This window comes from Pedobacter psychrodurus, assembly GCF_032678585.1.
GTDB classification, from domain to species: domain Bacteria; phylum Bacteroidota; class Bacteroidia; order Sphingobacteriales; family Sphingobacteriaceae; genus Pedobacter; species Pedobacter psychrodurus_A.
In genome coordinates this window covers 99,246-114,066 of sequence record NZ_JAVTSN010000016.1, presented here as the reverse complement: position 1 = coordinate 114,066, position 14,821 = coordinate 99,246, and the positions used below count along the sequence as shown (strand labels likewise).

The following is a 14,821-nucleotide window of genomic DNA, read 5'->3' as shown; positions in this document are numbered from 1 at the left end:
AGAATGACAGCTGAGTTTTTGAAAATAAGATTATGGGCTTGAGCCTTTAGAAATATATAATTTAATTAAGGTCCTTTTGGGGTTTGGAAATATGTTTGAAAATAAAGAACGCACAGATATTAATGAATTAGGCGAATTTGGGTTAATTAAACACCTGACTACTAATTTCAAAATTAAAAACGATTATTCGGTAAAAGGTGTTGGAGACGATGCTGCAGTATTGGATGCAAAAGGAAAACAGGTTTTAATTTCTACTGATTTATTGTTGGAAGGGATCCATTTCGATTTGGCTTATGTGCCTTTAATGCACCTGGGATACAAAGCGGTACAGGTAAACCTGAGTGATATTTACGCCATGAATGGAAAGGCAAGTCAGATTACAGTTTCGCTGGGTTTGTCGAGTAAATTTCCATTGGAAGCTGTTGAAGAAATTTATAAAGGAATTGAACTGGCCTGCAACAAATACAACATCGATTTAATCGGTGGCGATACCTCATCGAGTAAACAAGGTCTGGTGATCAGCATTACCAGTATTGGTTATGCCGATGCCGATAAAGTGGTATACAGAAATGGCGCTCAGGAACATGATTTACTTTGTGTTTCAGGAGATTTGGGCGGTGCTTATCTAGGTTTACAGATTTTGGAGAGAGAGAAATTAATTTACCTCGAAAATCCTCAGATTCAACCAGACTTGGAAGGAAAAGATTACATCATTGAAAGGCAGTTAAAACCAGAAGCACGCATGGATATTGTGGCACTTTTAGATGATCTGAGCATTAAACCCACTTCAATGATTGATGTTTCTGATGGTTTGGCTTCTGAAATTTTGCACCTGGCAGAACAATCCGATAAAGGAATGACGATTTATGAAGAGAAAATCCCTCTAGATCCAATGACTTATGAAACTGCACGTGAGTTGGGTTTAGACCCAACAGTTTGTGCTTTAAGTGGTGGTGAAGATTATGAGCTGTTATTTACGATCAGTCAGGAAGATTATAAAAAATTGAAACATGATGTAGATATCACCGTAATTGGCCATGTTACCGATAAAAATTCAGGCTGTAAAATGGTTTCGAAATCTGAAAAAGTACACGAGCTGAAGGCCCAGGGCTGGAATGCTTTTAATAAATAATATTTATAAATAAACCATGCGTCGTCATCTCGATCCGATAGCTATCCGATCTAAATGACGACTTTTTTATGTGACGGTCACCCTGATCCGATAGCTATCGGATTCATTTAAGGGTCTATCAGGCATAAAAGATGCTGAAATAAATTCAGCATGACGACTTCAATTAACAGTTCTATACTCCGAAAAATAAAAAACAGCAAAAAAAAATCGTCTTGGGTTTGTCAGAAAAAATCACTAACTTTGCAAGTTTTGTATCGATGATTTTAGGTCTTGCTTTTTACAAGATCGGCGGCACTTTGCTTTTTATTCCAAAACTTATAAATCCAGCTGCTCATTACCATCTAAATACTTTGTGTCAATCTGTTTAGTTGCTTTTGCACCCAATCTTTTAATCTTTTCCGAAGTATTGGTTAAATTCCCTGATCCTACTGAGAGTTTGTTTATGGCTTTATCATAAGCATCCTGTCCGTTTTTAATGTATTTGCCGATATTTTCCATGTCAGCTACAAAACCTACAAACTTATCGTACATACTGCCACTTAAACGGGCTATTTCCATTACATTACGATTTTGTCGCTCCTGTTTCCACATGCTGGCAATGGTGCGCAAAGTAGCCAGTAAGGTAGATGGACTTACGATGACTACCCTTCTGTCCCATGCAAAATTGAAGAGTTCGGCATCTTTTTGAACCGCGATACTGAAAGAAGATTCAATCGGTACAAACAATAACACAAAATCAGGAGAATTGATTTTATACAAATCCTGATAGTTTTTGGAAGACAGTTCCTGGATGTGGTTTTTAATGGAAGCCAGGTGTTGTTTTACATAGCCTTCACGCTCCTCTTCAGTGTCGGCTGACACAGAACGCTCGTAAGCCACTAGCGATACCTTAGCATCAACGATAAGATGTTTGTCATCCGGAAGGTCGATCACCACGTCTGGCTGGTAACGACCGCCTTCGGCGGAGGTATGTGAGGCTTGAATGCGGTATTCCTGATCGCGCACCAAACCCGAACGTTCCAATACCTTTTCCAGGATTACCTCCCCCCAGTTCCCCTGTTTTTTACTGTCGCCCTTTAAAGCTTTGGTTAAATTATTGGCATCCTCCTGAATGAGTTTGCTTTGAATCTGTAATTCTGAGATAACCCCTTTTAAAATATTCCTTTCATCTGATTCGGCCTTGTAAACTTTTTCTACCTTCTCTTCAAAGGCTTTGATATTTTCTTTCAGCGGATTTAAAATAATATCCAGGTTAGTCCGGTTCTGCTCAATAAATCTGGTAGATTTTTCTTCCAGGATTTTATTGGCGATCAATTCGAAATCTTTGTTCAGTTTTTGTTGCGACTGCTCATAACTTAACTTTTGCTCAGTTAGTTTTTCTTTTTCGGCAAGGTAGAAAGATCTTGTACTTTCGAGCTCACGGTTGGCATCAGCAAGGCGATCGCGTTCGGCCTGTAATTCCTCAATTAAACGTTGCTGTTCCTGTTTAAGTAATACGGTAATGTGTTCTTTTTCAACGTAGAGGTTAGAAACACGTTCATCTGCTTTGGCAAGGCTGATTTTCAAGGTTTCATTTTCATTTTTCATTTTTTCGAAATCCTCTACCGATATAATAGAAAGCGCAGCCTGCGGTTTCTTCAAAAATAGAAGGATCAAAACAATTAAAATAACGATTAGTAAAGCGATGCCGGCGATCTCCATAATGATAAAAATTTTAGCAAAAATGGAAAATTAAAATAGATATACCAAAAAATTTTAGTTAACTCAATTGAGGTATAACGGAAAATATTTTTTATAATTGGCCATTAGCATTTTATAAATGAACGCATTAACAGTCCTTATATCCTGTCCCGATCAAGTTGGTTTAGTGACGAATATCACCCGGGTGCTTGCTGCACATCAACTCAATATTATTGCCATGCGCGAGTTTGTAGACGAGGCCAATAAAGCTTTTTTTACACGGATTGCCTGTACGGGAAATCTGGATGATGTAGAAAAATTAAAGGAAAAACTTTTAGAGAACCTTCCAAATGCTGCAGAAGTAAATTTAATTACAGAACAGGAGAAACAGATTGCCGTTCTGGTAACCAAAGAGTATCATTGTTTAGCAGAAATACTGATCAAAGACCAGTTCAAAACTTTAGGAGCCAATGTTAAATGTGTCATTGGCAATTATGAAAGTTTAAGGGATTTTACCGAAAAATTGGGTATTCCTTATTTTTATGTTGATCATAGCAATAAAGATAAAAGTGAATTTGAAGCTGAAATAAAAGAGATTATCAACCGGTTTGAGGTAGATTATTTGGTACTGGCTAAATTTATGCGGATCCTTTCTGCTGATTTTGTAAAAGATTTTGCAGGGAAAATCATCAATATCCATCATTCCTTTTTGCCTGCTTTTATTGGTGCCAATCCCTATCGGCAGGCTTTTGAACGGGGTGTGAAAATTATTGGTGCAACCGCCCATTTTGTAACCGATAATTTGGATGAAGGTCCGATTATTACCCAACACACCAATCATGTAGATCATAATTTTGGGGTAAAAGAAATGGTTCGGGCAGGGAAAGAAATTGAGAAAAAAGTATTGTTGGAGGCCCTGGAACTAATTTTTGAAGACCGCGTTTTTGTGAGTGGGAATAAGACTGTGGTGTTTAAGTAAAGCGTTTATCGATAGGCGTTTATGGTTGAAATTCAAAATTTTATTACTACATCAAACTAAACTTATTTAAGTATTTAGTAATATATCAGACTGAGTTATACCAGCGGATATTGATGCAGATAGAATGAATATTATGTTTTCTGGAATGAAATGATTCGCAAATATGAATAACATTGATATTCTTAAAATAAATAATTAATTTTATTCAACGCTCAAAATTTTAAAAATGAAATACATTTTAACGCTTCTCCTCCTTTGGTCTATTGGATCAAAAGCCCAAACCGAACTTAAATTCGACCATGCCTTAATTGATTGTGAAGATAAATGGGTTGCTTTTCCAATGAATAAAGACAGTACCTATAATTTTGGTTTTATTTATTTGGATAAAATGGCAGGTTTAACCCTCAATGTTGAAGGAACATTTAAAATTGATGCAAAGGGTAATTATGAAGCTAAAAAGATTATAAATTCATCGGTCAAACATCGTATTCCGCCAACTAAGGTTTTAGCAGCACTCATTCCATTAACTAAGTTTAGTGAACTTCAGATCAAAGAAATACCTGATTGGTTGCATTTTTACAAAACCAGCGATACAGATGTTAACCGGATTTTTAGGTTAGGTTTTGTATATAATCAATGGGATCTAGCAGAAAAAGCATTGATTAATCTGGAAAAAGTAAAAGCAATTAACCCGAAATACAATGGGCTTAGCTTTGAATTTGCCTTTGCTTATAATGTGTTAAAACAATACGATAAAGCCGCAAAGGTTCTAAAAGAAGCCATCGTTGAAAATCCAAAAGATTGTTTGCTGTATAAAGAACTTGTTTATGCCCAATTGAATGTTAAACTAACTGATGCAGAGGAAACCTATAGAGATGCTGATAAAAATTGCTCGGATAATGCCTATAAAAGTGAAATGGCACACAATATCGCATATCATTACTATCTGTTAAAAAATAAACAGAAGTTTAATTACTGGGGTGAAGAGGTAACTAAGTATAGTAAACCAGAAGATCAGTTTTCACAAAAATTGAAGCTCATGCGTGCTGAGATGGATAAATTATAATGTTTTTAGAACCAATTGAGCCACATCCTCGCCTGTTTGTGAACCAATCGCAATGCCCATCCCATTACACCTTGTGGCACAAAAGATGTTTGGTTTAATTTCTTCAATAAGCGGTTCAAGGCTTTTTCCAAAAGCCATGATACCGCTCCAGCGGTAATCGATCTCATAATTTACTCCAGATAGGATTACATTGTTCAGTAAGTTTTCGAGTGCGGTCTGAACCTTTTTGGTTTGGCCAAAAAAGGTAGTTTCTTCAGCTTTAAAATCGATATTCCTACCCCCGCCCAATAAAACTCGATTATGTATGTTTCTGAAATAGTAATAACCTTTATCGTAATGAAAGGTGCCTTTTATTTTAAGGTCTTTAATTGGTTTGGTAATCAACACCTGCCCACGGCCAGGCACAATATCGATATCGGGCAACAGATCTTTTATAAATGCGTTGGTGGTTACAATCAATTTTTTACATTTAAAGTTTCCGTGTTTAGTTATTAGAAGCGAAAATTCTGTTTCTTTTTGAATTTTGTTTACGGTAGCGTTATTAAAAATTTGGATACCCAGCTGTTGTGCATATTGAATTAGGGCTAACATCATTTTGCCGGTATCGATCTGTGCTTCGTACTGATTTTCGATTAAGGTTGACACACTTTTTATACCAAATGACCTAATTTTTTTATCGTTCTGTCTAAAAGCATCCTTACCAATAATATCGTTAACAAGACAGTTATAATGTTCAATTTTAGATACACATTTGCTTGCCAGAAAATTGTCATCCTTTCTAAATAATTCATAGCCGCCTAAACATTGGTAATCAATGGTTTTATCGCCCAATAAATTGCGCAGTTTGAGCAAACCTTTCCAACGTCTATCTATGATGGAAGCAAGACCGCTTAGTCCACCCGATTCTTCCTGCTCAATCAGTTCAGAAATGCTACCAAAGCATGCAAAACCTGCATTTTTTGTACTTGCACCTGTTGGTAAAAACCCGCTTTCGAGTAGCGCAATTTTTAAGGATGGGGCTGATTTTTTCAGGTGGATTGCGGCGTTTAAACCTACAATCCCACTACCGATAATAATGACATCGAAATTAAAAAAGGATTCTTTTTCCCAGTATGAAAGCTCAATTGACATGGTATAAATGTACCATTTTTTAACACCCAAATAATATGGGAACGCTTTTTGATATAAGCTCGATGAAAAACATACATAAGAAAATGGGAGTTTATTTAATATTAATCATCCCGGTATTATTGCTGAGCATGTTTGTACAATGGCGGTTTAGAAACAAGTTTTCTAAATATGCCGAAATGCAACTAAGCTCTGGTTTATCGGGCAAAGAGGTAGCAGAAAGAATGCTGCATGATAATGGGATATACGACGTGAAGGTGATGAGTACCGAAGGGCAATTAACAGATCATTACAATCCATCAGATAAAACCGTTAATTTAAGTACAGATGTATACTATAGCCGAAGCGTAGCCGCAGCGGCAGTAGCAGCACACGAATGCGGACATGCCGTTCAACAGGCCAAATCTTATAATTGGCTGCAATTGAGAAGCAGCATGGTTCCGGTAGTGAGCATCTCGTCTAATCTTTTACAGTGGGTTTTATTAATTGGCGTATTGTTAATTGGTTTTACCGGTAACCCTATTGTTTTGGCCATTGGTGTGGTAGGTTTGGCATTGGTAACAATATTTAGCGTAATTACCTTACCCGTTGAATTTGATGCCAGTAACCGTGCATTGGCCTGGTTAAAAAACAATAATGGTGTGATGCAAACACAAGAGGAGAATGCACAGGCTAAAGATGCGCTCTGGTGGGCAGCCATGACTTATGTTGTAGCAGCTGTAGGTGCTTTGGCAAATTTACTTTATTATGCATCAATGCTTTTCGGAAGAAGTAGAGACTAGAAATATTTAATTTTGAAAAACACAGGGCGGCCGGGATTATTCCTGGCCGTTTTTGGTTATAAGCATTTTATTTTTTAGTAAGATTAGCGTTTTTTGGAAAGCAACTATTGTGGTAATAGGCAAACTTCGGTCCCGCTCTCCGTTCTTTCCGATGAAGAATCGGAACCACTTCGATCGGGTTTAGGTGGCGAGATGAGTTCTACGATTTGGGGCTGCAGGGTTGAGAATAAGATGGAGGCATCATGCAGGCAAACCTTTCATAAGTGTAGCAGTACTGTGGTCTAAACCTGATTGAAGTGAAAAGCCCACAGCGTAGCGAGGACTGGAAACAGAAAGCAGGGCCTGGCCCTTAAAATGAAAGGATACAGTACCTTTTCAAAAACTAAGAATGGAGTACAACTTACCAATTTCTCTACTACGGTCGAATTGACGACCCGTGGCTGGGTGACAATAAGAAAGAATTAATTTAATTTATACGGCGCTACCAATTGAAATTCTGGAATATCGACATCAAATGCTGAACCATCAATATCACGTTTCATCAAATAGGAGCCTTTCATGCTGCCCATATCAGTTTTGAGGTTACATCCCGAAACATATACATGGGTTTCGCCTGGCTGAATAATCGGCTGTAAACCAACCACACCTTCGCCTTCTACTTCCCTGCGGCTGCTGTTCGAATCGAAAATTAGCCATTGACGGCGCATTAACTGTACAGCATAATCAGAAAGGTTAGAAATTTCTACGCGATAAGCGAACATAAAATGTTCATTGGCCGGATTTGAGTATTCTGGCTGGTAAACTGTTTCTACCGAAACTTTAACCCCGTCTGTAATAGCTGTAACCATGATGATTTACGAATGTATAAAAAAACCTTTCAAAAATCAAGCCATTACGCTAGTGGCATCGTAGTCGGCAAATTTTTCTGCCACTTCTTCTAAAATACTGTAAATGTTGTTGATATCGGGCTCTGCCACTAAACGCATGCGGTATGGTTTAAAATCGGGCAGACCTTTAAAATAGTTTGCATAATGGCGGCGCATTTCGAAAATTCCGGTTTTTGGGCCTTTCCATTCTAAGGATTTATCTAAGTGTGTACGGCATACTTCAATGCGTTCTTCAATAGTTGGTCCGGCAAGGTGTTCGCCGGTTTTAAAGAAATGTTTTACCTCACGGAAAATCCACGGATAACCAATGGCTGCACGGCCAATCATAATACCATCTACCTCGTATTCCATGCGCCAGTTTGCTGCTTTTTCAGGGCTATCGATATCGCCGTTTCCAAAAATTGGAATTTTGATGCGTGGATTGCGTTTAATTTCGCGGATGAGCGACCAATCGGCTACGCCTTTATATAATTGTGCTCTTGTTCTGCCATGGATAGTAAGCGCATGGATGCCTACATCCTGAAGACGTTCGGCCACTTCGCAAACGTTTTTGGTATTATCGTCCCAGCCAAGGCGTGTTTTAACCGTAACAGGTAAATGCGAAGCTTTAACAACGGCCTCGGTCATTTTTACCATTTTATCAATATCCTGAAGTAAGCTGGAACCTGCGCCTTTACAAACTACATTTTTAACCGGACAACCGTAATTAATGTCGACAAGATCTGGCCCTGCGGCAGAAGCGATTTCAGAAGCTTCGCGCATGTGTTCGATATCGCCACCAAAAATCTGGATACCGATTGGCCTTTCATATTCGAAAATATCGAGTTTTTGGATACTTTTTGCGGCATCACGGATCAAACCTTCCGAAGAGATAAATTCTGTGTACATCATATCAGCCCCGTTTTTTTTGCAAACGTAGCGGAACGGCGGATCACTTACATCCTCCATTGGAGCCAATAATAACGGGAACTCACCTAAATCTATATTTCCTATCTTAACAGACATTTTCTATCTTCAACGATTAATAAAACATACAAAGGTACAAATAATGAATTTTGTAACACCCATCAGAAAAGAAAGCCATCCACTTTTACAGATATTTTTACTTTGTGTTTACTGGGCGGCCGGAGCGGTAATTTGCACATTATTAGGCTTTATTGTGATTGCGTTTGTATATGGCACTTCGATATTTGGTGAATTTGGGTTAATTATAAGCGGGGATCCAAAGTTTATAACCGCTTTAAAAATTATCCAGATTTTTAGCTCGATAGGGATGTTTATTCTGCCCCCTATTGTTTTAGCTTACACCGAAGGACAAAAACCTAATACCTTTTATGGTTTTAATAAGCCAAGCTTTCTTCCTTTTATTTTGGTTTTTGCAATCATGATTGTGAGTATGCCAATTATGGAGTGGGTAGCTGTATTTAATCAAAAAATGGTACTGCCCGAGTTTTTAAAGGGCTTGGAAAGCTGGATGAAATCGAAGGAACAGCAGGCGATGAAAATGACCATTCAGCTGATAACCGTAAGGAGCAATTGGGATTTTGTCGTTAATCTGATCATGATTGCGGTATTGCCTGCCATTGGCGAAGAACTGTTTTTTAGGGCAGGACTGCAGGGTTCATTGCAAAAAATGTTGGGTAACCATCATGTGGCCATTTGGAGTGCGGCGATTATTTTTAGCGCCATCCATGTTCAATTTTACGGTTTTGTGCCCCGTATGCTTTTGGGTGCTGGTTTTGGTTATTTATATTATTTCAGCGGAAGTATCTGGTATGCCATCTTAGCGCACTTTATAAATAATGCTTATGCAGTTTGTTCGGCATTTTATATGCAATTGCACCATATGCCGCTCGATAAAGCTGATGAGCCTATCGGTTTTCCTTGGTATGGCTATTTAATTAGTGCAATAATTACCATAGCTTTGTTTAAATTTTTTAAAGACAACGCAACACGTGAGCGAAAATTGGGTTAAAGTATATACCACCAGCGATGCCTTTGCGGCTGAGGTATTGAAACAAGGGTTAACAGAGGCTGGAATCCCGGCAGTAACAATGAATAAACAGCTCTCGGCATATAATATTGGCGAAATAAATGTTCTGGTAAATAAGGTAGATTTCGATAAAGCCATTGAATATATTGTTGAAAACGAAATTGAGTAACCTGTTAAACCTTATCCATTTTACATCTCCCATCTTACATTTTTAACATGAAAACCAGGGCAATAACCGCTTTTTTCTTTACCATTGTAATGCTTGGCTCTATCTTTTTAGGGAGTTATACCTTTACAATCTTCTATCTTGTTTTAAGTGTTTTATCTCTTTTTGAGTTTTACAAGCTGATCAAAAACTCTGGCATCAGGCCACACCGCAATATTGGTTTGGCTGCAGGATTCTTAATATTTTTGATGGCTGCAGGTTTACATTATTTAAAGTATGATGTTAAATATCTGTTGCTCTGTATCCCACTGGTTTTTTCGGTTTTTATTACAGAATTGTATAAGAAGAATAAAATTCCATTTGCCAATATCTCCTACACCTTTGTGGGTTTTGTATACGTAACCATTCCTTTTTGTTTTTTTCACGCCCTTGGCTTTTTAAAAAACTGGAATGAATATAACTTTCATTTCCCGTTGGCATTTTTATTGATGCTTTGGGCAAACGATACCGGAGCTTATCTTTTTGGTGTAAAATATGGCAAGCGTAAATTATTTGAGCGCCATTCGCCTAAAAAGAGCTGGGAAGGTTTTTTCGGCGGGATGTTTACCAGCGTTTTAGTTGCTTTTGCTTTGTCATTTTGGTTTACCGAAAACCCGGCCTGGGTTTGGGCAGGTATGGCTGTGCTGATTGCAAGTTTTGGTACCCTGGGCGATTTAGTAGAATCGATGCTTAAACGCAGTTTGGATACCAAAGACAGTGGTGGTTTGTTGCCGGGCCATGGTGGTTTGTTAGACCGTTTTGATGGTTTATTGTTGGCCGCACCGGTGGTTTACGCCTATTTGTATTTGATTTTGTATTAAAATTGACTTTACCTTTCGTCCTCATTTGTAACGAGGATGAATGAGATCCGCATTTGTAATGCGTTTATGCTATTAGCGATACAATCACTATTCTCGCTAATCTTCGTTATAAACGAGGACTATGTTCAGCAGTAGCTGTTACAACATAATATGGTCTTTCTATCTGCTCTCCGGTTTTACTTTGAACCTGCTCTAATTTTTTAACAAAATCTTTAATTGTAAAGCCCGCTTCCTGTAATAATTCTATTACTTTTTCTACCTCATAAAGTGTAAAGCCATAAGGAGTAAAAGGTAGGTTTTGCATAAAGCTTTTGTCGGCAAAACATACCGTAAAAATTCCGGCAGGTTTTAAAATATTTCTAATTTCTTTAAGATATTTTAATGGGTTTTCCCAAAAGTAAATGGTATTTACTGTAAATGCTTTATCGAATTGTTCATCTGCAAAAGGTAGATGGATACCATTAGTAAGTTGAAAGTGAACCTGACCTTTATTTAAAAGGTCGGCATTAATTTTTTCCGCTTCAGCGATGATTGTTTCTGAAATATCGGCACCAAAGTACCTGAGGTTTTTTGCTTTTGATAATAGTTGAGCAATATGCCCACCATTGCCATGGCCAATTTCTAAAACGGTATCGTTGTCTTGTAGGTTTAAGGCGTCAATAGCAGCACTGGTCATGCCAATATTGCTGGCATGCATCATCTCCCCTGTTTTAACGCCATGTTCGCCTTCAGGGCAGCTTAATTGCTTCGCAATATTTTTTAGATCTTCTTCCGTGTGCTGATGTTCCATAATCAAAATTAAAGATTTAGGATCGATGATTTTTATAGCTCTTTAGCCAAAGTTTACAAGATTATTTAATCACCTGTACCGGTTTTTTATTTTCATCGATGGCTACAAAAGTAAAATCGCCGTGTACGGCGAGTTCTCTTCCTTCGGCATACATTTGCTCAATATAAATTTCTACATTAACCCTTAAACTGGTGTTACCCACATGGTTTACTTTGCCAATCAGTTCTACAATGGTGCCTGCAGGGATCGGCTTTTTAAAATCAATCCTGTCACTGCTTACGGTTACCATGATCTGCCTGCTAAAACGCGTTGCGGTAATAAAAGCAACCTCATCCATTAAATGCATGGCGGTTCCACCAAAAAGGGTATCGTAATGGTTGGTTGTGTTTGGGAAAACGGCTTTAAAAATACTGGTTTTAGAGTTTTCTATTCTTTCTTCTAGGGTCATGGGCTAAATATAGGTGCTGTAAAAAGCTTTGGCAAATTTCTGTTCATAATATTTAACCAAGGATTTACACAGGTAATCAGAGATGTTTGTATCTGTGGTTTGTGTATTAAGCTCATAAACTACTTGTAACAAATTTACAGCAAGCTGTTTTTGGAGCCGATTCTCTATTATATTTGGTTACCAACTAAACTTCTTATGATGATTAAAAACTACTTTAAAGGGCTCTGCTTTGCTTTTTTAATATTCAATAGCTTTGCGGTACTTGCACAAGAGGTGCCTTCTCCAAAATCGCATTTTGGTTTCGATATCGGAGCTGATTATCAACTGGCCAATTATACCCAAACGGAAGCTTATTTTAAAAAACTGGCTGCAAGTTCTAACCGGGTTAAACTGGTCGATATCGGTAAAACCGAAGAAGGCAGAAGTCAATACATGTTGATTGTTTCTTCTCCCGAAAACCTCAAAAAATTAGAGCGTTATAAGGAAATTTCGCAACAGCTCGCCCATGCCGAAATTACCCCGGAGCAAGCTAAGGCGCTAGCGCAGGAAGGTAAGGCAGTTGTATGGATAGATGGTGGTTTGCATGCAAATGAAGTGGTTGGGGCCCATCAGCTGATCCAAACGGTATATGAGTTTGCCTCCAGAACCGACCCCGAAACCCTGCGCATTTTGGATAATGTGATCATCTTGTTTACGCATGCCAATCCTGATGGACAGGAACTGGTGAGCAACTGGTATATGCGCGAGAAAGATCAGAAAAAAAGAACAACATCTGGATTACCTGTTTTGTACGAAAAATATGCAGGGCATGATAATAACCGCGATTTTTTTATGTTAAACTTAAAAGAAACACAGAATATTGGCCGTCAGCTTTTTATAGAGTGGATTCCTCAGATTATGTACAACCACCATCAGGCTGGCCCGGCAGGAACGGTTGTTGCTGGCCCGCCCTACCGTGATCCGTTTAATTATGTTTTTGATCCGACTATATTAACCAGTTTAGATGCCGTTGGTGCTGCTATGCACAATAGAATGAACGTGGAAAATAAACCTGGTTATACCCAACGGGGTGGATCAGTTTACTCCACCTGGTATAATGGAGGCTTAAGAACAACCACTTATTTCCACAATATGATTGGGCTGTTGACCGAAATTATCGGGAACCCAACACCATCCGAAATTCCACTGGTTCCTTCGAGGTTATTGCCAAGTGGAGATTCGCCAAATCCGATTAGCCCGAGGAAATGGTACTTTAAAAACTCTATTGATTATTCGGTATCATTAAATTATGCCGTTTTAAGTTATGCCCAACGTTATCGTGATGAATTGTTATTCAATATTTATCAGATGGGGCAGAATTCGATAGCAAGGGGTAAAAAGGATACCTGGTCTTTTTCTCCAAAAAAAATTGAAGCCATTAATAATGCGGCAAAAGCAGAAAAAAATACTGCTGTAGCAGGTGGTGATGCTGATTTTGGGTCTCGACGCCAGATCAGCATGAAAGCGTTTGATACCGTGATGAAAGCGCCTTTAAACAGAGATCCACGGGGATATATTTTATCGGCAGATCAGCCAGATTTTAATTCGGCGGTTAAATTTTTAAACGCTTTGATCAGAACGGGTATTGTGGTTCAAAAAGCAACGGCGCCATTTAGTGTTGCGGGTAAAAATTATCCTGCAGGTAGTTATGTGGTCAAAACCGATCAGGCTTTCCGGCCACACGTTTTAGATATGTTCGAGCCGCAGGATCACCCAAATGATTTTAAATATGAAGGAGGTGCACCAATTCCGCCATACGATGCCGCCGGATGGACATTAGCCTATTTAATGGATGTTAAATTTGACCGGATTCTCGACGATTTTTCAGGTCCGTTTGTGAAAAATCCATACGGTGTTTTATTGAAGTTTGAAAATAAATTACCGAATGGATCGGGTTATGTTTTAAGCGCAGCACAGAACGATTCTTATACCGCAGTAAATGACCTGCTGAAAAGTAAACTTGAGGTTTACAGATCTGGCGAGAATGGCGATTTTTATGTTTCATCAGCGGGGAAATCGGTATTAGAAAAAGCAAACATTAAATTAAAAAATGCAGCGGCCCCAAAATGCAAAATTAAGGTCTCAGTTGCCAGAATTGCTCTTTGGGATACTTATGGAGGCTCAATGGCCTCGGGCTGGGTTCGCTTTTTAATGGAACAATATCATTATAGCGCTACGGTGATTTATCCACAGGATATTGATGGAGGCAATTTAAAATCAAAATATGATGTAATTGTTTTTGTAGGCGGGGCTATTCCGGCATTGCAAGGCGGTGCCGGGAACAGGTCTTTCGGGCCAAAGGCAGAAGAAATTCCGCAAGAGTTTAGAAACCGTTTGGGCAGGATTACTGCCGACAAATCGATCCCTGAGTTAAAGAAATTTTTGGAAGCTGGAGGCAATATCGTAACCATTGGCAGCAGTACCAATCTGGCCTATCACTTAAATCTTCCGGTTCGCAATGCAATGGTCGAAATTGTAAACGGAGAAGAAAAGAGATTGCCTGCCGAAAAATATTATGTTCCGGGAAGTGTTTTGAACGTGGGTGTAGATACCAGCCTGCCAACCAATTGGGGCATGGAAAAAGAAGCCGATGTATATTTCGATAATAGTCCTGTTTTTAAGCTCACAGGAGATGCCATTGCCTCTGGAAAGATCAAACCGTTGATGTGGTTTGAAAATGCCACACCGTTACGCAGTGGCTGGGCCTGGGGACAAGCTTATTTACAAGATGGTGTAACTGCTTTTGAAGCAAAAGTTGGCAAAGGTAAGTTACTTGCTTTCGGACCGGAAATCACTTTTAGGGCACAAACACATGGCACTTTTAAGCTGATATTTAACCAGTTATATAAATAGTCAGATCTATTAATACCC

Annotated in this window: 14 protein-coding genes; 8 read left to right on the top strand and 6 right to left on the bottom strand. The window is 38.6% G+C overall.

The genetic code is table 11. The annotated features are described in order from the left end of the window. Window positions 1-91 precede the first annotated feature (91 nt). Window positions 92-1,132: a thiamine-phosphate kinase gene (gene thiL / locus R2S57_RS12775; protein WP_316845338.1), complete on the top strand. Its 1,041-nt coding sequence runs from the start codon at window positions 92-94 to the stop codon at window positions 1,130-1,132. A 315-nt stretch (window positions 1,133-1,447) separates the two neighbouring features. Here the strand turns inward: thiL and rmuC are convergent, their stop codons facing one another. Then, window positions 1,448-2,833 (bottom strand): DNA recombination protein RmuC, encoded by a 1,386-nt coding sequence (gene rmuC / locus R2S57_RS12770; RefSeq protein ID WP_316845337.1) that lies wholly within the window; start codon window positions 2,831-2,833, stop codon window positions 1,448-1,450. Window positions 2,834-2,951: 118 nt separating this feature from the next. Here rmuC and purU point away from each other — a divergent pair, with 118 nt between their 5' ends. Both purU and R2S57_RS12760 read left to right on the top strand, forming a co-directional pair. Further along, window positions 2,952-3,791, top strand: coding sequence for a formyltetrahydrofolate deformylase (gene purU / locus R2S57_RS12765; protein ID WP_316845336.1), 840 nt, complete (start codon window positions 2,952-2,954; stop codon window positions 3,789-3,791). A gap of 226 nt (window positions 3,792-4,017) precedes the next feature. Further along, window positions 4,018-4,857 (top strand): hypothetical protein, encoded by an 840-nt coding sequence (locus tag R2S57_RS12760; protein WP_316845335.1) that lies wholly within the window; start codon window positions 4,018-4,020, stop codon window positions 4,855-4,857. Here the strand turns inward: R2S57_RS12760 and R2S57_RS12755 are convergent. Continuing rightward, a complete protein-coding gene (locus tag R2S57_RS12755) occupies window positions 4,852-5,988 on the bottom strand; it encodes an FAD-dependent oxidoreductase (RefSeq protein WP_316845334.1) in 1,137 nt (378 codons plus the stop codon). The genes R2S57_RS12760 and R2S57_RS12755 overlap by 6 nt on opposite strands. An 83-nt stretch (window positions 5,989-6,071) precedes the next feature. Here R2S57_RS12755 and R2S57_RS12750 point away from each other — a divergent pair, with 83 nt between their 5' ends. Beyond that, entirely contained in the window at window positions 6,072-6,767 is a 696-nt protein-coding gene (locus R2S57_RS12750) for a zinc metallopeptidase (protein WP_316845357.1), read from the top strand. Window positions 6,768-7,228: 461 nt separating this feature from the next. On the opposite strand, the gene apaG is transcribed toward R2S57_RS12750, so the two are convergent. Both apaG and dusB read right to left on the bottom strand, forming a co-directional pair. Next, window positions 7,229-7,615, bottom strand: a complete 387-nt coding sequence (gene apaG, locus R2S57_RS12745; RefSeq protein WP_316845333.1) for a Co2+/Mg2+ efflux protein ApaG — start codon at window positions 7,613-7,615, stop codon at window positions 7,229-7,231. Between the two features lie 36 nt (window positions 7,616-7,651). Next, the gene (dusB, locus tag R2S57_RS12740; protein WP_316845332.1) at window positions 7,652-8,659 is read right to left on the bottom strand and encodes a tRNA dihydrouridine synthase DusB; all 1,008 of its coding nucleotides are present in this window, start codon (window positions 8,657-8,659) and stop codon (window positions 7,652-7,654) included. Window positions 8,660-8,702: 43 nt separating this feature from the next. Between dusB and R2S57_RS12735 the strand changes: the two genes are divergently transcribed. From R2S57_RS12735 to R2S57_RS12725, 3 genes are read left to right on the top strand one after another with little or no spacing between them, the layout of a single operon-like run. Next, on the top strand, window positions 8,703-9,629 hold the full coding sequence (locus R2S57_RS12735; protein WP_316845331.1) for a CPBP family intramembrane glutamic endopeptidase: 927 nt from the start codon (window positions 8,703-8,705) through the stop codon (window positions 9,627-9,629). Next, on the top strand, window positions 9,610-9,816 hold the full coding sequence (locus R2S57_RS12730) for a putative signal transducing protein (protein WP_316845330.1): 207 nt from the start codon (window positions 9,610-9,612) through the stop codon (window positions 9,814-9,816). The genes R2S57_RS12735 and R2S57_RS12730 overlap by 20 nt, the downstream gene beginning before the upstream one ends. Window positions 9,817-9,863: 47 nt before the next feature. Next, entirely contained in the window at window positions 9,864-10,673 is an 810-nt protein-coding gene (locus tag R2S57_RS12725) for a phosphatidate cytidylyltransferase (RefSeq protein WP_316845329.1), read from the top strand. Between the two features lie 106 nt (window positions 10,674-10,779). On the opposite strand, the gene R2S57_RS12720 is transcribed toward R2S57_RS12725, so the two are convergent. Next, window positions 10,780-11,463, bottom strand: a complete 684-nt coding sequence (locus R2S57_RS12720) for a class I SAM-dependent methyltransferase (RefSeq protein WP_316845328.1) — start codon at window positions 11,461-11,463, stop codon at window positions 10,780-10,782. Window positions 11,464-11,524: 61 nt separating this feature from the next. Beyond that, window positions 11,525-11,911 (bottom strand): acyl-CoA thioesterase, encoded by a 387-nt coding sequence (locus R2S57_RS12715; protein WP_316845327.1) that lies wholly within the window; start codon window positions 11,909-11,911, stop codon window positions 11,525-11,527. 195 nt (window positions 11,912-12,106) lie between these two features. On the opposite strand from R2S57_RS12715, the gene R2S57_RS12710 reads away from it, so the two are divergent. Further along, window positions 12,107-14,803, top strand: coding sequence for a M14 family metallopeptidase (locus tag R2S57_RS12710; RefSeq protein ID WP_316845326.1), 2,697 nt, complete (start codon window positions 12,107-12,109; stop codon window positions 14,801-14,803). Window positions 14,804-14,821: the final 18 nt, after the last annotated feature.